Raw genomic sequence first — 17,130 nt, 5'->3', positions numbered from 1 at the left:
CCGGCACCGCCTGAAGGGCCCCGCTTCGGCGGGGCTTTTCGTTTCAGTATCCTGCCGGTCCCGGCCCGCGCCCTTCACGGCGCGGCGCGGACGGCCCACAATCGCGGCGAACGTCCCGTTCCGCCGCCCGGGAAGCACCCAGTGAAATTCGTAGATGAAGCCCAGATCCTGGTCATCGCCGGCGACGGCGGCAACGGCTGCATCAGCTTCCGGCGCGAGAAGTTCATCCCGCTCGGCGGCCCCGACGGCGGTGACGGCGGCAACGGCGGCAGCGTCTGGCTCGAGGCCGACGAGAACCTCAACACCCTGATCGACTTCCGCCACCAGCGCCAGTTCCGCGCCCAGCGCGGCCAGAACGGCATGGGCCGCCAGGCCTTCGGCAAGGCGGGCGAGGACGTGGTGATCCGCGTGCCGGTCGGCACCGAGGTCATCAACGTCGAGACCGACGAGATCATCGGCGACCTCACCGACCACGGCGACCGCCTGCTGGTGGCGCAGGGCGGCGTCGGCGGCAAGGGCAACGTGCACTTCAAGAGCTCGGTGAACCGCGCGCCGCGCAAGGCCGGCACCGGCACCCCGGGCGAGGAGCGCGAGATCCGCCTCGAGCTTAAGCTGCTGGCCGACGTCGGCCTGCTGGGCTTCCCGAACGCCGGCAAGTCCACCTTCATCCGCGCCGTTTCGGCCGCGACGCCGAAGGTGGCCGACTACCCGTTCACCACGCTGTACCCGAACCTCGGCGTGGTCAGCGTCGAGATGGACCGCAGCTTCGTGATCGCCGACATCCCCGGCCTGATCGAGGGCGCGGCCGACGGCGCCGGCCTCGGCAGCCTGTTCCTGCGCCACGTGCAGCGCACCCGCGTGCTGCTGCACCTCGTTGACATGGCCCCGTTCGACGATGGCGTCGATCCGGTGCAGCAGGTGCGCGCGATCGAGAACGAGCTGCGCAAGTACGACCCGGCCATGCTCGAGAAGCCGCGCTGGCTGGTGCTCAACAAGTGCGACCTGATCCCGGAGGACGAGCGCCAGGCGCGCGCCGAGGCCGTGGTGAAGGCGCTGGACTGGAAGGAGCCGTGGTTCATGGCCTCGGCCATCGGCCGCGACGGCACCTGGCCGATCGTGCTCAAGATCCAGCAGTTCTTCGACGACAAGAAGGCCGCCGAACTGGAGGCCGCCGAAGACGCGGCCGCGCGCGCGGAGATGTCCCGCAATGCCTGAGGCCGGCCTGCAGCAGCACGCCGGCACCGCCGGCCGCGACAAATTCCAGGCAGCAAAAAGGCCGGCTTTCGCCGGCCTTTTCTCGCCGATCGGCCGGGCGCCCGGGGGCGCCGCGGGATCAGGCCTGCTTCAGGGCCTTGATGTGGGCGCTGATGCGGCTCTTGTGGCGGGCGGCCTTGTTGCGGTGGATCAGGCCACGGGCCGAGTAGCGGTCCAGGATCGGCTGGGCGGTCGCGAAGGCGGCTTCGGCGCCGGCGGCGTCCTTGGCTTCCAGGGCCTTGATGACCTTCTTCACGGCGGTGCGCAGCATGGAGCGCTGGCTGGCATTGCGGGCGTTGCGGACGACGGTCTGCTTGGCGCGCTTCTTGGCGGACTTGATGTTGGCCACGGAGGGCTCCTGAAATCGAGGGTTGTTAGCCGGGTCGTTGGAAACCGGCGGGAAATTTGGGGTGCCGGCAGGGGTGGAGCTGGAAAGACCCGAAATTATGGGGGATTCAGTAGCTTGAGTCAATTACCCCTCGCGCCGGCCGGGGGCAGGGCATGAGCCGGGGCGGCCTGCTGCGGTCCACGGCGGTGTTCAGCGCCATGACCCTGCTGTCCCGGATCGCCGGCTTCGTCCGGGACGTGGTCCAGGCCCAGCTGTTCGGCGCCGGCGGCATCGTCGATGCCTTCGCCGTGGCCTACCGCATCCCGAACTACCTGCGGCGCATCTTCGCCGAGGGCTCGTTCGCCTCGGCCTTCGTGCCGGTGCTGTCCGAGCTGCGCCAGAAGAACGACCCGGCGGCCCTGAAGGACTTCCTCGACCACGTCGCCGGCGCCCTCTGCGCCGCGGTGCTGGTGGTCAGCGGCCTGGGCATGCTGGCGGCGCCGCTGGTGGTGGCCACCATCGCCCCGGGCAGCCTGGACGATCCGGCCAAGTTCCAGCTCACGTCGGACCTGCTGCGGATCGTCTTCCCTTACCTCGCCCTGGTCTCGATGACGGCGCTGGCCGGCGCGGTGCTGAATTCCTTCCAGCGCTTCGCCCTGCCGGCCGTGACGCCGGTGCTGCACAACCTGGCCGTGATCGCGGCGATGATCTGGCTGTCGCCGCGGCTCGAGACCCCGATCACCGCCCTGGCCTGGGGCGTGCTGGCGGCGGGCGTGCTTCAGCTGGTGCTGCTGTGGCCGGCGATGGGCCGGCTCGGCCTGCGGCCGCGGCTTCGCCTGAAGCTCAACCATCCGGGCGTGCGCAAGGTCGGCCGCCTGATGCTCCCGACCCTGTTCTCCTCGTCGGTGGCCCAGCTGAACCTGATCGTCGGCACCATCTTCGCGTCGCTGCTGGTCGACGGCAGCCAGAGCTGGCTCTATTACTCGGACCGGCTGATCGAATTCCCGCTGGGCCTGTTCGGCGTGGCGCTGGCCACCGTGATCCTGCCGCACCTCTCGCGCCGCAGCGCCGATGCCGACGCCGAAGGGTATGCCTCCGCGCTCGACTGGGGCCTGCGCACGGTGCTGCTGCTGGCCATCCCGGCGGCGCTGGGCCTGGCCCTGCTGGCCGAGCCGCTGTCGGCCACCATCTTCGAGCGCGGCGAATTCAGCGCCGCCGACAGCCGGATGACCGCGCTGAGCCTGGTGGCGATGAGCCTGGGCATCCCGGGCTTCATGGCCAGCAAGGTCCTGCTGTCCGCGTTCTACGCCCGGCAGGACACCCGCACGCCGATGAAGGCCGCGATCCGCACCGTGCTCATCAACGTGGCCCTGACCGCTGCGCTGGTGACGCCGCTGTGGCTGGGCAAGGTGCCGGGCGCCCACGCCGGCATCGCCCTCGCGACCGGCCTGGCCGGGCTGGCGAACGCCTGGCTGCTGTGGCGGGCGCTGCGCCGCGAGGCCAGCTTCAGCCTGTCCCCGGGCTGGGGACGGCACCTGCTCCGGATCGGCGTGGCCAGCCTGGCGCTGGCGGCGGCGGTGCTGGCCGCCAACCACGCGGTGGGCGACTGGCGGGCCTGGTCGGGCGAGCTGCGCTGGCTGCTGATGCTGGGCGTGGTCGCCGCGGGTGCCGCGGCGTACGGCCTCGGCCTGCTCGCCAGCGGCTGGCGGCCGCGGCAACTGCGCGGGCCGTGACCGCAGCTGGCTATAATTCGGGCATGAGCAGGCTGTTCCGGGACGTCGAGGGCGAATCACTTTGCCCGCAGGGCAGCGTGGTTTGCATCGGTGCCTTCGACGGCCTCCACCAGGGGCATCGGGCGCTGGTCGGCCACGTGCGGACCCGTGCGCGCGCCGCCGGGCTGGCCGCGGTGGCGCTGAGCTTCGAGCCGTTGCCGCGGGAATTCTTCGGGCGCGACCAGGCGCCGGCGCGCCTGTCGCTGCCGCGCGCGAAGTTCGAAGGGCTGCGCGCCCTGGGCATGGACGTGGTCGGCCTGCTGCGCTTCAACGCGGCGATGGCGGCGATGTCGCCGGAGGATTTCGTGCGGCGGGTGCTGGTGGAACGGCTGTCGGCCCGCGACGTCTGGGTCGGCCCCGAGTTCCGCTTCGGCCACCGCCGTGCCGGTGACCTTGCGTTGCTGCAGTCGCTGGGCGAATCGCACGGCTTCAGCGCGGGCGCGATCGCGCCGGTGGTGGCCGCGGGCGAGCGGGTGTCGAGCACCGCGCTGCGCCAGCAGCTGGCCGCGGGCGACCTCGACGGCGCCGCGCGCGAGCTGGGCCGGCGCTACGCGATCAGCGGCAAGGTGGTGCGCGGCAAGCAGCTGGGCCGCACGTTGGGCTATCCCACGGCCAATATCCGTCTGGCCGGCAAGCGCCCGGCGCTGTCGGGCATCTACGCCACGTGGGTGCACGGCATCGGGCCGCGGCCGATGGCCAGCGTCTCGAGCCTGGGCACGCGGCCGACGGTGCAGGGCGTGGAGCCGCTGCTCGAGGCGCATGTGTTCGACTTCGAGGGCGACCTGTACGGGCGCCGGCTCGAGGTGGAGTTCGTCGCCAAGCTGCGCGACGAGGAAAAATTCAATGACTTGCCCGCCCTGGTCCGGCAGATGGACCAGGATTCGGCGCAAGCCCGGCGCGTTTTGCGCCACGATAGGCAGGACAGCGGAGCGTTGGCGTGACCGATAACGGCGGCAAGGACTACAAGCACACCATCAGCCTGCCGGAGACGGCATTCCCGATGCGCGGCGACCTGCCCAAGCGCGAGCCGGCGATGCTGGCCGGCTGGCAGCAGCAGGGCCTGTACGCGCAGGTGCGCGCGAAGGCCAAGGGCCGGCCGCTGTTCGTACTGCACGACGGCCCGCCGTATGCCAACGGCTCGATCCACATCGGCCACGCGGTGAACAAGGTCCTCAAGGACATGGTGGTGAAGTCGAAGCTGCTCTCGGGCTTCGACGCGCCCTACGTGCCGGGCTGGGACTGCCATGGCCTGCCGATCGAGCTGGTGGTGGAGAAGAAGCACGGCAAGGTCGGCGACAAGCTCGACGCCGGCGCCTTCCGTGCCAAGTGCCGCGAATACGCCGCCGAGCAGATCGCCGGCCAGTCGAAGGATTTCCAGCGCCTGGGCATCCTCGGCGATTGGGACAACCCCTACCGCACCATGGATTTCGCCTTCGAGGCGGACATGCTGCGCTCGCTCGCGAAGATCATCGAGCGCGGGCACCTGAGCCGCGGCGTGAAGCCGGTGCACTGGTGCTTCGACTGCGGCTCGGCCTTGGCCGAGGCGGAGATCGAGTACGCCGACAAGGTCTCGCCGATGGTCGACGTGGCCTACGACGCGCTGGACCCGAAGGCCCTGGCGGCGACGTTCGGCGTGGATGCGGGCGACGCCATCGTCGGCGTGCCGATCTGGACCACCACGCCGTGGACGCTGCCCGCCAGCATCGCCGTCACGCTGGGCGCCGAAATCGACTACGTGCTGGTCGAGGGCCCGGCGCGCGCCGGCCGCCGCCAGTGGCTGGTGCTGGCCGAGGCGCTGGCCGAGGGGGCGCTCAAGCGTTACGGCATCGACGCCGTGACGGTGCGGGGCCGCGCCACCGGTGCCGCGCTGGAGAACCTGCGCCTCCGGCATCCGTTCTGCGAGCGCGAGATCCCGCTGATCCTCGGCGAGCACGTCACCACCGACGCCGGCACCGGCGCCGTGCACACCGCGCCCGGCCACGGCCAGGAAGACTTCGTGGTGGGCGTGAAGTACGGCCTGCTGGAGAAGTACTCGCCGGCCGAGATCAACCCGCTCGGCGGCAACGGCGTCTACCTGCCGGGCACGCCGCTGTTCGCCGGCCAGTTCATCTGGAAGGCCAATGACACCATCACCGCGCTGCTGGCCGAGCGCGGCGTGCTGCTGTCCTCGGGCAAGCTCGAGCACAGCTACCCGCACTGCTGGCGCCACAAGTCGCCGGTGGCCTTCCGCGCCACGCCGCAGTGGTTCATCTCGATGGAGCAGGCGAACCTGCGCCGCGACGCGATGGCCGCCATCAGGCAGGTGGGCTGGGTGCCGGAGTGGGGCGAGGCCCGCATCGCCGGCATGATCGAGGGCCGCCCGGACTGGTGCATCAGCCGCCAGCGCACCTGGGGCGTGCCGATCGCGCTGTTCGTGCACAAGGTCAGCGGCGAGCCGCATCCGCGCTCGGTCGAGTTCATGCGCCAGGTCGCCGACCGCGTGCAGCAGCAGGGCACCGATGCCTGGTTCGCGGTCGATGCGGCCGAGTTCCTGGGTGCCGAGGCGGACGACTACTTCAAGGTCACCGACATCCTCGACGTCTGGTTCGATTCCGGCGTCACCCACGAGGGCGTGCTGGCCGCGCGCGAAGGCGATGGCCTGCGCAAGCCGGCCGATCTCTACCTCGAGGGTTCCGACCAGCACCGCGGCTGGTTCCAGAGCTCGCTGCTCACGGGCATCGCGATGGACGGCGCCGCGCCGTACCGCCAGGTGCTGACGCACGGCTTCACCGTCGATGCGCAGGGCCGAAAGATGTCGAAGTCGATCGGCAACGTGGTCGAGCCGCAGAAGGTCAACGACGCGCTCGGCGCCGACGTGCTGCGCCTGTGGGTGGCCTCGGCCGACTACCGCAACGAGATGTCGGTGTCCGACGACATCCTCAAGCGCACCGCCGACGCCTATCGCCGCATCCGCAACACCGCGCGCTTCCTGCTGGGCAACCTCAACGGCTTCGGCCCGGCCGTGAACCTGCTGCCGAACGACAAGCTGCTGCTGCTCGACCAGTGGGCCGTGCACCGCGCCCATTCGCTGCAGGAGGAGATCAAGGCCGCCTACGCGCGCTACGACTTCGCCGCGGTGGTGGCGATGGTGCAGAACTACTGCACCAACGACCTCGGCTCGGTTTACCTCGACGTGACCAAGGATCGCCTGTACACGATGCCGGTGGACAGCGTCGGCCGCCGCTCGGCGCAGAGCGCGATGTTCCGCATCGCCGAGGCCTTCGCGCGCTGGGTGGCGCCGTTCCTGAGCTTCACCGCCGACGAAATCTGGCAGCACCTGCCGGGCGGGCGCGAGGGCAACGTGCTGTTCACCACCTGGTACGACGGGCTGGCGCCGATGCCGGCGGATGCAGCGCTGGCGCCGGCGGACTTCGATCGCCTGCTGGCGATGCGCGAGGCGGTCAGCAAGGTGCTCGAGCCGATGCGCGCCGACGGCGCGATCGGTGCGTCGCTGGAGGCCGAGGTCGAGGTCTTCGTCGAGCATGACCTGGCGCAGAAGCTGGCGCCGATGGCCAACGAGCTGCGCTTCTTCTTCATCACCTCGCGCTTCGACCTCAAGCCGGTGCCGGTGGAACCGCGCGAGGGCGCCTGGATCCACGCGGTGTCGACGTCCCATGCCAAGTGCGTGCGCTGCTGGCACTACCGCGCCGACGTCGGCAGCCACGCCGACGACCCGGGCCTGTGCGGCCGCTGCGTCGAGAACGTCAACGGCACCGGCGAAACCCGGCGGTGGTTCTGATGGCCGGCCCGCGCCCGAACGCGCTGGCCTGGCTTGGCCTGTCGGCCGTGCTGCTGGTGCTGGACCAGGTCACCAAGTGGATCGCGGTCACGCGGCTCGAATACCTCAAGCCCGTGCCCTTCATCGACGGCTTCTGGAACTGGACCCTGGTGCACAACTACGGCGCCGCCTTCAGCTTCCTGTCCGACGCGGGCGGCTGGCAGCGCTGGTTCTTCACCGTGCTGGCCCTGGTGATCAGCAGCGTGCTGGTGGCCTGGCTGGCGCGCACGCCGCGCGCGGACTGGCGCACCGCGCTGCCGTTCGCGCTGGTGATCGCCGGCGCCCTCGGCAACGTCATCGACCGCGTGCGCTACGGCTACGTGGTGGATTTCGTCGACTGGTACCTGGGCTTCACCCAGCTGCCGCACTGGCCGGCCTTCAACGTGGCCGATGCCTGCATCGTCGGCGGCGCGATCGGCCTGGTGCTGTTCAGCTTCAACACGCCCCCGGCGGCCCAGGGCAAGGGATAATCCGCGCATGGACATCCTGCTCGCCAACCCCCGCGGATTCTGCGCCGGCGTCGACCGCGCCATCGAGATCGTGAAGCGCGCCATCGAGTCGCTGGGCGCGCCGATCTACGTGCGCCATGAAGTGGTGCACAACCGCTTCGTGGTCGAGGACCTGCGCCAGCGCGGTGCGGTGTTCGTCGAGGAGCTGGACGAAGTGCCGGCCGGCGCCACCGTCATCTTCAGCGCCCACGGCGTCTCGCAGGCGGTGCGCGCCGAGGCCGAGCGCCGCGGGCTGAAGGTGTTCGACGCCACCTGCCCGCTGGTCACCAAGGTCCACATCGAAGTGGCCCGCCACTGCCGCGCCGGCCGCGACGTGGTGCTGATCGGCCACGCCGGCCACCCGGAAGTGGAGGGCACGATGGGCCAGTGGCGTCGCGAGCACGGCGACAACCACATCCACCTGGTCGAGGACGTCGCCGGCGTCGCCACGCTCACGCCCACCCAGCCCGACAACCTGGCCTACACCACCCAGACCACGCTGTCGGTGGACGACACCCGGGAAATCATCGCCGCCCTGCAGGCCCGCTTCCCGGCCATCCAGGGCCCGAAGCACGACGACATCTGCTACGCCACCCAGAACCGCCAGGACGCCGTGCGCCTGCTGGCCGGCCGCTGCGAGGTGGTGCTGGTGGTGGGCTCGGTGAACTCCTCGAACTCCAACCGCCTGCGCGAGCTGGCCGAGAAGCAGGGAGCCCGCGCCTTCCTGATCGACGGCGCCGAGTGCATCGATCCGGCTTGGCTGGACGGCGCCACCCGCGTCGGCCTGACCGCCGGCGCCTCGGCCCCCGAGGTGCTGGTGCAGGGCGTGGTGGCCCGGCTGCAGGAACTCGGCGCCGGCCAGGTCGAGCACCTCGAGGGCGAGCCCGAGAACGTGGTCTTCGCCCTGCCGAAAGAGCTCCGGATCAGCCTGGTAAATTGACCCGGCCCGGCCCCAAGGCCTAGAATCCGCGCCTCACGCCGGAATAGCTCAGTTGGTAGAGCGGCGCATTCGTAATGCGTAGGTCGCAGGTTCGACTCCTGTTTCCGGCACCACATCAAAAGCCCGCCGCCCGGCGGGTTTTTAGTTGGTGGCGCCCGTGGGTCGTTTATCGAAGGCTAACGCGCAGCCCCCTAGTCTCCGGGGCATGGACGCCCCCCTCGCCGCCACCGATCGCATCCGCACGAGGCCCGCGCCGGATGCGCCGCTTTTCATCGTGATCAATGGCGCCTCGGGCCAGCAGGACGCCGATGCCACCTGCGACACGCTGGCCCGCCTGTGCCAGGCGGCGGGCCGCCGCCATTCGTTCCTGCGCGTTGCCGGGCCCGACCCGATCGACCGGGTGGCGGCGGAGGCGGTTGCCCGGGCCCGCGCCGACGGCGGCATCGTGGTGGCGGTGGGCGGCGACGGGACGCTCAATGCCGTCGCGCAGGCGGTGCTGGGCAGCGGCTGCGCCTACTCGGTGCTGCCGCAGGGCACGTTCAACTATTTCGGCCGCACGCACGGCATCCCGCAGGATCTCGAGGCGGCGATGCGCGGCCTGCTGCAGGCGTCGGTGGTGCCCGTGCAGGTCGGGCGGGTGAATGGCCGCGTGTTCCTGGTCAACGCCAGCCTGGGGCTGTACCCGAAACTGCTGGAGGACCGCGAGGCGGCCAAGCAGGAATACGGGCGCAGCCGCGGCGTGGCGCTGTTGTCGGGCTTGCGGACGCTGGCCTCCGGCGCCCGCCGCCTCGCGCTCGACATCGCGTCCGGCGGCGACCACCGCCGCGTGCGCACGTCCACGCTGTTCGTCGGCAACAACGCGCTGCAGCTCGCGCGCATCGGCATCGACGAAGCCGCGGTGCTGGGGCAGGGCGAGCTGGCCGGTCTGATGATCAAGCCGGCCAGCCGGCTGGCGCTGCTGGGCCTGGCGCTGCGCGGTGCGCTCGGCCGGCTGGGCGCGGCGGAGAACATCGAGAGCTTCGTGTTCCGGCGCATGACGGTCGCGCCGCGCGGCCGGCGCCGCATCAAGGTGGCGGTCGATGGCGAGGTCGTGTGGATGCGTTCGCCGCTGGTGTTCGAAGTGGCCCCCGAGCCGCTGCCGCTGATGCTGCCGCCGCCGGAGCTGCGGGTGGCGGTCGAATGAGCCTGCTGCTGCAGGTGTCCGACCCGCACTTCGGCACCGAGCAGGCGCCGGTGGTCGAGGCCCTGGTCGCGTTGGCGCGGGACTGCCGGCCCGACGTGCTGGTGCTGTCGGGCGACATCACCCAGCGCGCGCGACGTGCCCAGTTCCGCGCGGCCGCCGCGTTCTGCGCGCGGCTCGGCATCCCGCGGCAGCTGGTGATTCCCGGCAACCACGACATCCCGCTGTTCGACCTGCCCACGCGCCTGCTGGCGCCGTATCGCTGGCACCGGCAGGCCTTCGGCGACGAGCTCGAGCCCGTGCTCGACACGCCCGACTGGCTGGTGATCGGGGTGAACACCACCCGCGCTTACCGCCACAAGCACGGCGAAGTCTCGCCGCAGCAGCTCGCACGCGTTGCGGAGCGACTGGCCGCCGCCCGCGCCGGCCAGCTGCGGATCGTGGTCACGCACCAGCCGCTGGACGTGCCGGAACCAACGGGTGAAGTGGACCTCGCGCGCGGCCACGCGCTGGCGGCACCCGCCTGGGTCGCCGCCGGCGCCGATATCGTGATGGGCGGCCACATCCACCTGCCGTTCGTGCGGCCGCTTTCGCATCGTTATCCCGGGCTCGCGCGGCGGGCCTGGTGCGTGCAGGCCGGCACGGCGGTGTCGAGCCGCGTGCGGGGCGAGCTGCCGCACTCGGTGAACCTGGTCCACTTCACGGCGGGATCGGCCGCGGCGCGGGTCGAGCGCTGGGACCACGACCCGGCCGCCGGCTTCCGATGCGGTGAATCCTTCGCGCTGACCCTCGACCGCGGCTGATTCGTCTCACCTCCTGCGAGCCGGCCCCGTTAGAGTGTCGGCTTCGAATCTCCCCGGATCCCAGGCATGGCCAAGGCAAAGACCGCGTACGTGTGCACCGACTGCGGCGCGTCCTCCAGTAAATGGCAGGGCCAGTGCGGCGAATGCGGCGCCTGGAACACGCTCAGCGAATTCGTGGTCGAGCCGGCCAGCGCCGGCAAGGGCGGGTCGGGGCCGGCGCGGCAGGGTGGCTGGGCCGGGCGGCCCGAGGCGGCCGGCGTGGTCGCGCTCAAGGACGTCAGCCAGGACGCCGAAGTGCGCGTGTCCACCACCATCGGCGAGCTCGACCGCGTGCTCGGCGGCGGCCTGGTGGAAGGCTCGGTGGTGCTGGTGGGCGGCGACCCGGGCATCGGCAAGTCCACGCTGCTGCTGCAGGCGCTGGCGCTGATGTCGGCGAAGGTGCCGGCGCTCTACGTCACCGGCGAGGAAAGCCTGGCCCAGGTCGCGGGCCGCGCGCAGCGGCTCGGGCTGCCGCTGGAGAACCTGCATGCGCTGGCCGAAACCTGCGTCGAGAAGATCCTCGGCCAGTCCGCCTCCGCGCGCCCGGCGCCGAAGCTGCTGGTCGCCGATTCCATCCAGACCCTCTGGAGCGAGCTGCTCACCGCCGCGCCCGGCTCGGTCAGCCAGGTGCGCGAGAGCGCCGCGCGGCTGGTGCGCTTCGCCAAGGAAACCGGCACCAGCGTGTTCCTGGTCGGCCACGTCACCAAGGAGGGCGGCATCGCCGGCCCGCGCGTGCTCGAGCACATGGTCGATGCGGTGCTGTATTTCGAAGGCGAATCCGGCAGCCGCTTCCGCGTGCTGCGCGCGTTCAAGAACCGCTTCGGCGCGGTGAACGAGCTCGGCGTGTTCGCGATGGGCGACAAGGGCCTGCGCGAGGTGCCCAATCCCTCGGCCATCTTCCTGTCCGGCAGCAGCACCGCGCAGGCCGGCAGTGCGGTGATGGTGACGCGCGAGGGCACGCGTCCGCTGCTGGTCGAAGTGCAGGCGCTGGTGGACAGCTCGCCGCTGTCGAATCCGCGCCGCGTGGCGCTGGGCCTGGAGCAGAACCGGCTGGCGATGCTGCTGGCGGTGCTTCACCGCCATGGCGGCGTGGTGACCGGCGACCAGGACGTCTTCGTCAACGTGGTGGGCGGCATCCGCGTGCAGGAAACCGCGGCCGATTTGCCGGTGCTGTTGGCGGTGCTGTCGTCGCTGCGCGACCGGCCGCTGGCCGAGAAGACCGTCGCCTTCGGCGAGGTCGGCCTGAGCGGCGAGATCCGCCCGGTGCCCAACGGCGAGGAGCGCCTGAAGGAAGCCGCCACCCACGGCTTCCGCCGCGCCATCGTGCCCAAGGCCAACGCGCCGAAGAAGGGCGCCTTCAAGGACATGGAAGTAATCGCCGTCGAGCGCCTGTCGGAGGCGCTGGAGGCGGCGGCGGACTAGCCAGGGCCTTTTGACGCGGATTTACGCGGATAAACGCGGATAGGGCAAAAGCAAAATGGATTGGGCTTTCGCAAACGGGATGGTGCGCGTCGAACCACTCCCGCCTTTGCTCTATCCGCGTTTATCCGCGTAAATCCGCGTCAAAAAACTCAGCTCCGCCCCAGCACCAGCTCGTAGACGAACTTGCTGCCGAAGAAGGCCAGCAGCAGCAGCCCCATCGCCAGCAGCGTCAGCTTCACCGCGCGCGGGCCGCGCCAGCCCCAGCGCCAGCGGCCGAACAACAGCAGGCCCAGCACGCCCCAGGACAGGATCGACAGTACGGTCTTGTGGCCGAGGTCCTGCGCGAACAGGTTCTCCACGAACAGCACGCCGGTGAGCAGGGTGAGGCTGAGCAGCGCGAAACCGACGCCCAGGCAGCGGAACAGCAGGGTTTCCATCTGGGTCAGCGGCGGCAGCACGCGCAGCCAGCCGCCGAGATGACGCTGGCGCAGCGCGCGGTCCTGGAACCACAGCATCAGCGCCAGCAGCGTCGCCACCGCCAGCGTGGCGTAGGCCAGCAGCGCCAGCAGCGCGTGCAGCTGCAGCGGCCAGCCCAGCTCGCGCTGCGGCATGCCGCCGCCCAGGCCGGCGTAGGCCAGCAGCGTGGCCGCCGCCAGCGGGAACACGATGATGCCCAGCGCCTCGATGCGCTGCGCCGGGCCCAGGCCCGTGGTGAGCGCGGCCATGCCCAGGCCGACCAGCGAAAGCGCCGCGAAGAAATGCAGGTCCGCGCCGCCCAGCAGGCGCCAGGCCAGCACGTGCACGCCGGCGTGCAGCAGCACCGCCGGTACCGCCAGCAGCAGCCAGCGCCGCGGGGTCGGATGCGGCTGCTGGGCGTGCCCGGCCAGCTGGTGGCTGGCCAGCAGGTAAAGGATGGAGGCGATCAGGGCGAAGGCGAGGGCGGTCATCCGGCGAGTGTCGCACAGCCCGTGAAAGGTGAGAACCATTCTCGACTGGAGGGCTGGCGCAGGCGCCCGCGCTATACTTCGCGCCCCAACGCCAGACGCCCAGACCCATGTTCGAGTCGCTCACCCAACGCCTGTCCGGCACCCTCCAGCGCCTTCGCGGCCGCGGCCGGCTGACCGAGGAAAACATCCGCGAGGCCACCCGCGAGGTGCGCATCGCCCTGCTCGAGGCGGACGTGGCGCTGCCGGTGGTCTCGGCCCTGATCGAGCGCATCAAGGTGCGCGCCGTCGGCCAGGAAGTGCTGACCAGCCTGACCCCGGGCCAGGCCCTGATCAAGGTCGTGCGCGACGAGATGGCGACGGTGATGGGCTCGGCCGCCGCCGAGCTCAACCTCAACGTGCCGGCGCCGGCGATCATCCTGATGGCCGGCCTGCAGGGCGCGGGCAAGACCACCACGGTCGGCAAGCTCGCCAAGCACCTGAAGGAACGCAAGAAGAAAAAGGTGATGGTGGTGTCGGCCGACGTCTACCGTCCGGCTGCGATCGAGCAGCTGCGCACGCTGGCTCAGCAGGTGGACGTGCTGTTCTTCGCGTCGAGCGCCGACCAGAAGCCGGTCGACATCGTCCGCGCGGCGATCGACGACGCCCGCAAGAGTTTCGTCGACGTGCTGATCGTCGACACCGCCGGCCGCCTCGCCATCGACGAGGCGATGATGGCCGAGATCCAGGCGCTGCATGCCGAGGTCAAGCCGGTCGAGACCCTGTTCGTGGTCGACGCCATGACCGGCCAGGACGCCGCCAACACCGCCAAGGCCTTCAGCGAGGCGCTGCCGCTGACCGGCGTGGTGCTGACCAAGACCGACGGCGACGCCCGCGGCGGCGCCGCGCTCAGCGTCCGCTACATCACCGGCAAGCCGATCAAGTTCGTCGGCGTCGGCGAAAAGCCCGACGGCCTCGACGTCTTCCACCCGGACCGCGCCGCCAGCCGCATCCTCGACATGGGCGACGTGCTGTCGCTGGTGGAGCAGGTCGAGCAGCAGGTCGACAAGGACAAGGCCCAGAAGCTGGCCGAGAAGGTCGCCAAGGGCAAGAAGTTCGACCTCAACGACATGAAGGACCAGTTCGAGCAGATGCAGAACATGGGCGGCCTGTCGGGCCTCATGGACAAGCTGCCGGGCATGGGCCAGGTGCCGGACCACGTGAAGGCCCAGGTCACCGGCAAGGAAATCCCCCGAATGGTGGCCATCATCAATTCGATGACCAAGAAGGAGCGGCGCAACCCCGGCCTGCTCAACGGCTCGCGCCGGGCCCGGGTGGCCCGGGGTTCGGGCACCACCCCGGCCGACGTGAACAAGCTGCTCAAGCAGTTCCAGCAGATGGAAAAGATGATGTCCAAGCTGTCCCAGGGCGGCATGAAGGGCATGCTGCGGGGCATGAAGGGCCTGATGGGCGGCGGCTTCCCGGGGCGGTTCCCGGGTCGCTGAGGCGGGCCGCCGGACCCCGGTTCAGCCGCCGGGGTTTCCTTCGGGCGGCCAAGGGGTTAGAATTCGCGATTCCCCCGACCGGGTTGCGGCCGGGCTTCCTGTCCCAGAACTACAGAGCAAATCGACATGGTCAAGATCCGTCTGACCCGCGGCGGCGCGAAGAAGCGCCCCTTCTACCACATCATCGTCACCGACCAGCGCAACAAGCGCGACGGCCGTTCGATCGAGCGCCTGGGTTACTACAACCCGATCGCCACCCCGACCGAAAAGCGCGTCGAGCTCGACACCGAGCGCGTGAAGCACTGGATCTCCAACGGTGCGCAGCTGACCGACAAGGTCCGCGTGCTGTTCAAGGAAGCTTCGGCCCAGGCTTCGGCCTGAGCCCCGGGCCTCGCCCCGCGCGAGGCCTGATGCCATGAGCACCGATCGCCGCATCCTGCTGGGCAGGGTCGCCGGCGACTTCGGCGTCCGGGGCGAGCTCAAGCTGCTCTCCTGGACCGATCCCCGCGACGCCATCTTCAGGTACCAGCCCTGGATCCTCCGTGCCGGCAATGCCGAGCGCGAAGTCTCCGGCGTGCGCGGCCGCGACACCGGCAAGCTGGTCATCGCCAGCTTCCCGGGCGTGGAGAACCGCGAGCAGGCCGAGGCGCTCAAGGGCGCCGAGATCTGGGTCCTGCGCAGCCAGCTGCCGGCACCCAAGCCCGGGGAGTACTACTGGGTGGACCTCGAGGGCCTGGCGGTCCGCAATCTCGAGGGCGTGGACTTCGGCCAGGTCTCGCACCTGTTCGATACCGGCGCCAACCCCGTGCTGGTCGCGGTGGGCGAGCGCGAACGCCTGATCCCCTTCGTCATCGACCAGTACGTGAAGTCCGTGGACTTCGACGCCGGCCTGGTCGTGGTCGACTGGGACGCGGATTTCTGACGCCAGGACGCGCCGTGCGCATCGACGTCGTCACGCTGTTCCCCGATTTCATCCGCGAATCCGCTGCGCTGGGCGTGGTCGGGCGCGCGCAGGAGCGCGGCCTGCTGGCCGTGCACGGCTGGAATCCGCGTGGTTACGCCACCGACAACTACCGGCGCGTGGACCAGCGTCCCTTCGGCGGCGGCCCCGGCATGCTGATGCTGGCCGAACCGCTGGGCGCCTGCCTGGCCGCGGCGCGGGCGGCCGATCCGGCTCCGGCGCGGGTCATCTACCTCAGCCCGCAGGGCGAGCGCCTGACCCAGGCCAAGGTGCGCCAACTGGCCGCCGAGCCCCGCCTGATCCTGCTTTGCGGTCGCTACGAGGGCCTGGACGAGCGTTTCATCGACCGCGAGGTCGACGAGGAGCTGTCGATCGGCGACTACGTGCTGTCCGGCGGCGAACTCGCCGCGGCGGTGCTGGTCGATGCGGTCGGCCGGCTGCAGGAGGGCGCCCTGAACCACGCTGACTCCGCCACCCAGGACAGCTTCGAGGACGGCCTGCTGGACTGCCCGCATTACACCCGGTCCGAGGCCACGGGCACCGAGGGCGTGCCGCCGGTGCTGCTGTCGGGCGACCACGCGGCCATTGCCCGCTGGCGCCGCCAGCAAAGCCTGGGTCGGACCTGGCTGCGGCGCCCGGACCTGCTGGCCCGGGCCCGCCTGGACAAGGCCGACCGGGCCCTGCTGGCCGAGTTCATCGCCGCCTGGCGGGCCGAAAACCCCGCGGGCGCCTAACCCCTTCCCCTTCAAGGGCTTGGCGGGCTATACTTACCCGCTAACTTTTCCAAAGCCAAGCACGGTCACCGGGCCTCTGGCGCGCACATCCAATAAATATCAGAGGCGTGTAACCATGAATTTCCTGCAGCAGTTCGAGCAAGAGCAGTCGCAGCGCAAGCTGCCCGCGTTTGGTCCCGGCGACACCGTCGTGGTCAACGTCAAGGTCAAGGAAGGCAACCGCGAGCGCGTCCAGGCCTATGAAGGCGTGGTCATCGCCATCAAGAACGCCGGCCTCAACTCCGCCTTCACCGTGCGCAAGATCTCGCACGGCTTCGGCGTCGAGCGCGTCTTCCAGACCCACAGCCCGATCATTGACTCGCTGACGGTGAAGCGCCGCGGCAAGGTCCGCGCCGGCAAGCTGTACTACCTGCGTGGCCTGGAAGGCAAGAAGGCGCGCATCAAGGAAGACCTGGGCTACCAGGGCGAGTAATCGCCGCCTGGCTGCACCCCGAACGGCCGCCGAAAGGCGGCCGTTTGCATTGGTGTGCCGCGACCGCGAGGCGCTAGGATCAGGGCATGGAAAAACCGGAAACGCTGGCCGCGGTGCGGCTCGACATCTGGCTGTGGGCGGCGCGCTTCTACAAGACGCGCGCGCTGGCCAAGCAGGCGATCGAAGGCGGCAAGGTCGAAGTGCAGGGGCAGGGCGCGAAGGCCTCGCGCCTGCTCAAGGGCGGCGAGCAGCTGACGCTGCGCCGCGGCGAGGATCTTTTCGAAGTGCAGGTGCTGGGGCTGAGCGAGCGACGCGGCCCGGCGCCGGTGGCGCAGGCGCTGTACGCGGAATCCGAGGCCTCGCGCGAACAGCGCCTGCGGCTCGCCGAGGAGCGGCGCGCCGCCAACGCCGGCTACCGCGCGCCCGCCGGCAAGCCGGACAAACGCGCGCGCCGGCTGATCCAGGCGCTGGGTGACCTCGACGCGCTTTGAG

17 protein-coding genes and 1 tRNA gene are annotated in these 17,130 nt (G+C 70.5%); 16 read left to right on the top strand and 2 right to left on the bottom strand.

The window, feature by feature from the left end:
- The first annotated feature begins 141 nt into the window (after positions 1 to 141).
- Positions 142 to 1,215, top strand: a complete 1,074-nt coding sequence (gene cgtA, locus N787_RS13130; RefSeq protein WP_034215063.1) for an Obg family GTPase CgtA — start codon at positions 142 to 144, stop codon at positions 1,213 to 1,215.
- A gap of 118 nt (positions 1,216 to 1,333) precedes the next feature.
- On the opposite strand, the gene rpsT is transcribed toward cgtA, so the two are convergent.
- Positions 1,334 to 1,603 carry a 30S ribosomal protein S20 gene (gene rpsT / locus N787_RS13125; protein WP_034215061.1) on the bottom strand — a complete coding sequence of 90 codons (270 nt, stop codon included), beginning with the start codon at positions 1,601 to 1,603 and terminating at the stop codon, positions 1,334 to 1,336.
- Positions 1,604 to 1,755: 152 nt separating this feature from the next.
- On the opposite strand from rpsT, the gene murJ reads away from it, so the two are divergent.
- The 9 genes from murJ (at position 1,756) to radA (ending at position 12,043) form a co-directional block, all read left to right on the top strand.
- Complete coding sequence (gene murJ, locus N787_RS13120) at positions 1,756 to 3,315, top strand: murein biosynthesis integral membrane protein MurJ (RefSeq protein WP_034215058.1); 1,560 nt, start codon at positions 1,756 to 1,758, stop codon at positions 3,313 to 3,315.
- A 23-nt stretch (positions 3,316 to 3,338) separates the two neighbouring features.
- Positions 3,339 to 4,295: a bifunctional riboflavin kinase/FAD synthetase gene (locus tag N787_RS13115; RefSeq protein WP_034215056.1), complete on the top strand. Its 957-nt coding sequence runs from the start codon at positions 3,339 to 3,341 to the stop codon at positions 4,293 to 4,295.
- A gap of 59 nt (positions 4,296 to 4,354) precedes the next feature.
- The gene (ileS, locus tag N787_RS13110) at positions 4,355 to 7,132 is read left to right on the top strand and encodes an isoleucine--tRNA ligase (protein ID WP_052575486.1); all 2,778 of its coding nucleotides are present in this window, start codon (positions 4,355 to 4,357) and stop codon (positions 7,130 to 7,132) included.
- The gene (gene lspA, locus N787_RS13105; protein WP_156969050.1) at positions 7,129 to 7,641 is read left to right on the top strand and encodes a signal peptidase II; all 513 of its coding nucleotides are present in this window, start codon (positions 7,129 to 7,131) and stop codon (positions 7,639 to 7,641) included. The genes ileS and lspA overlap by 4 nt, the downstream gene beginning before the upstream one ends.
- Positions 7,642 to 7,648: 7 nt before the next feature.
- On the top strand, positions 7,649 to 8,599 hold the full coding sequence (ispH, locus tag N787_RS13100) for a 4-hydroxy-3-methylbut-2-enyl diphosphate reductase (protein WP_034215051.1): 951 nt from the start codon (positions 7,649 to 7,651) through the stop codon (positions 8,597 to 8,599).
- A gap of 37 nt (positions 8,600 to 8,636) precedes the next feature.
- Positions 8,637 to 8,712, top strand: a tRNA-Thr gene (locus N787_RS13095).
- 92 nt (positions 8,713 to 8,804) lie between these two features.
- A complete protein-coding gene (locus N787_RS13090; protein WP_052575469.1) occupies positions 8,805 to 9,782 on the top strand; it encodes a diacylglycerol/lipid kinase family protein in 978 nt (325 codons plus the stop codon).
- Positions 9,779 to 10,582, top strand: a complete 804-nt coding sequence (locus tag N787_RS13085) for a metallophosphoesterase family protein (protein WP_034215049.1) — start codon at positions 9,779 to 9,781, stop codon at positions 10,580 to 10,582. The genes N787_RS13090 and N787_RS13085 overlap by 4 nt, the downstream gene beginning before the upstream one ends.
- 66 nt (positions 10,583 to 10,648) lie before the next feature.
- A complete protein-coding gene (gene radA, locus N787_RS13080) occupies positions 10,649 to 12,043 on the top strand; it encodes a DNA repair protein RadA (RefSeq protein ID WP_034215047.1) in 1,395 nt (464 codons plus the stop codon).
- A gap of 149 nt (positions 12,044 to 12,192) precedes the next feature.
- Here radA and N787_RS13075 read toward each other — a convergent pair whose 3' ends face one another.
- Entirely contained in the window at positions 12,193 to 12,990 is a 798-nt protein-coding gene (locus N787_RS13075) for a cytochrome C assembly family protein (RefSeq protein WP_034215045.1), read from the bottom strand.
- Between the two features lie 107 nt (positions 12,991 to 13,097).
- Between N787_RS13075 and ffh the strand changes: the two genes are divergently transcribed.
- The 6 genes from ffh to N787_RS13045 all read left to right on the top strand — a co-directional run bounded on the left by ffh (position 13,098) and on the right by N787_RS13045 (position 17,129).
- A complete protein-coding gene (ffh, locus tag N787_RS13070; protein ID WP_034215043.1) occupies positions 13,098 to 14,471 on the top strand; it encodes a signal recognition particle protein in 1,374 nt (457 codons plus the stop codon).
- Positions 14,472 to 14,597: 126 nt separating this feature from the next.
- Positions 14,598 to 14,852, top strand: coding sequence for a 30S ribosomal protein S16 (gene rpsP / locus N787_RS13065; protein ID WP_034215040.1), 255 nt, complete (start codon positions 14,598 to 14,600; stop codon positions 14,850 to 14,852).
- Positions 14,853 to 14,886: 34 nt separating this feature from the next.
- The gene (rimM, locus tag N787_RS13060; protein ID WP_034215038.1) at positions 14,887 to 15,393 is read left to right on the top strand and encodes a ribosome maturation factor RimM; all 507 of its coding nucleotides are present in this window, start codon (positions 14,887 to 14,889) and stop codon (positions 15,391 to 15,393) included.
- Between the two features lie 14 nt (positions 15,394 to 15,407).
- Positions 15,408 to 16,166, top strand: a complete 759-nt coding sequence (trmD, locus tag N787_RS13055; RefSeq protein ID WP_034215035.1) for a tRNA (guanosine(37)-N1)-methyltransferase TrmD — start codon at positions 15,408 to 15,410, stop codon at positions 16,164 to 16,166.
- Positions 16,167 to 16,281: 115 nt separating this feature from the next.
- A complete protein-coding gene (gene rplS, locus N787_RS13050; protein WP_034215033.1) occupies positions 16,282 to 16,638 on the top strand; it encodes a 50S ribosomal protein L19 in 357 nt (118 codons plus the stop codon).
- A gap of 86 nt (positions 16,639 to 16,724) precedes the next feature.
- Positions 16,725 to 17,129 (top strand): RNA-binding S4 domain-containing protein, encoded by a 405-nt coding sequence (locus N787_RS13045; RefSeq protein WP_034215032.1) that lies wholly within the window; start codon positions 16,725 to 16,727, stop codon positions 17,127 to 17,129.
- Position 17,130: the final 1 nt, after the last annotated feature.

The organism is Arenimonas metalli CF5-1 (assembly GCF_000747155.1).
GTDB lineage: Bacteria > Pseudomonadota > Gammaproteobacteria > Xanthomonadales > Xanthomonadaceae > Arenimonas > Arenimonas metalli.
This window is presented reverse-complemented; position numbering and strand designations above follow the sequence as displayed.

Excerpts from the sequence above, each read along its gene's own strand:
- N787_RS13045 (WP_034215032.1), top strand. The coding sequence starts at position 16,725 with ATGGAAAAACCGGAAACGCTGGCCGCGGTGCGGCTCGACATCTGGCTG.
- N787_RS13075 (WP_034215045.1), bottom strand. The coding sequence starts at position 12,990 with ATGACCGCCCTCGCCTTCGCCCTGATCGCCTCCATCCTTTACCTGCTG.
- murJ (WP_034215058.1), top strand. The coding sequence starts at position 1,756 with ATGAGCCGGGGCGGCCTGCTGCGGTCCACGGCGGTGTTCAGCGCCATG.
- ileS (WP_052575486.1), top strand. The coding sequence starts at position 4,355 with ATGCGCGGCGACCTGCCCAAGCGCGAGCCGGCGATGCTGGCCGGCTGG.
- rpsP (WP_034215040.1), top strand. The coding sequence starts at position 14,598 with ATGGTCAAGATCCGTCTGACCCGCGGCGGCGCGAAGAAGCGCCCCTTC.
- N787_RS13090 (WP_052575469.1), top strand. The coding sequence starts at position 8,805 with ATGGACGCCCCCCTCGCCGCCACCGATCGCATCCGCACGAGGCCCGCG.
- N787_RS13085 (WP_034215049.1), top strand. The coding sequence starts at position 9,779 with ATGAGCCTGCTGCTGCAGGTGTCCGACCCGCACTTCGGCACCGAGCAG.
- ispH (WP_034215051.1), top strand. The coding sequence starts at position 7,649 with ATGGACATCCTGCTCGCCAACCCCCGCGGATTCTGCGCCGGCGTCGAC.
- radA (WP_034215047.1), top strand. The coding sequence starts at position 10,649 with ATGGCCAAGGCAAAGACCGCGTACGTGTGCACCGACTGCGGCGCGTCC.
- rplS (WP_034215033.1), top strand. The coding sequence starts at position 16,282 with ATGAATTTCCTGCAGCAGTTCGAGCAAGAGCAGTCGCAGCGCAAGCTG.
- ffh (WP_034215043.1), top strand. The coding sequence starts at position 13,098 with ATGTTCGAGTCGCTCACCCAACGCCTGTCCGGCACCCTCCAGCGCCTT.
- N787_RS13115 (WP_034215056.1), top strand. The coding sequence starts at position 3,339 with ATGAGCAGGCTGTTCCGGGACGTCGAGGGCGAATCACTTTGCCCGCAG.
- rimM (WP_034215038.1), top strand. The coding sequence starts at position 14,887 with ATGAGCACCGATCGCCGCATCCTGCTGGGCAGGGTCGCCGGCGACTTC.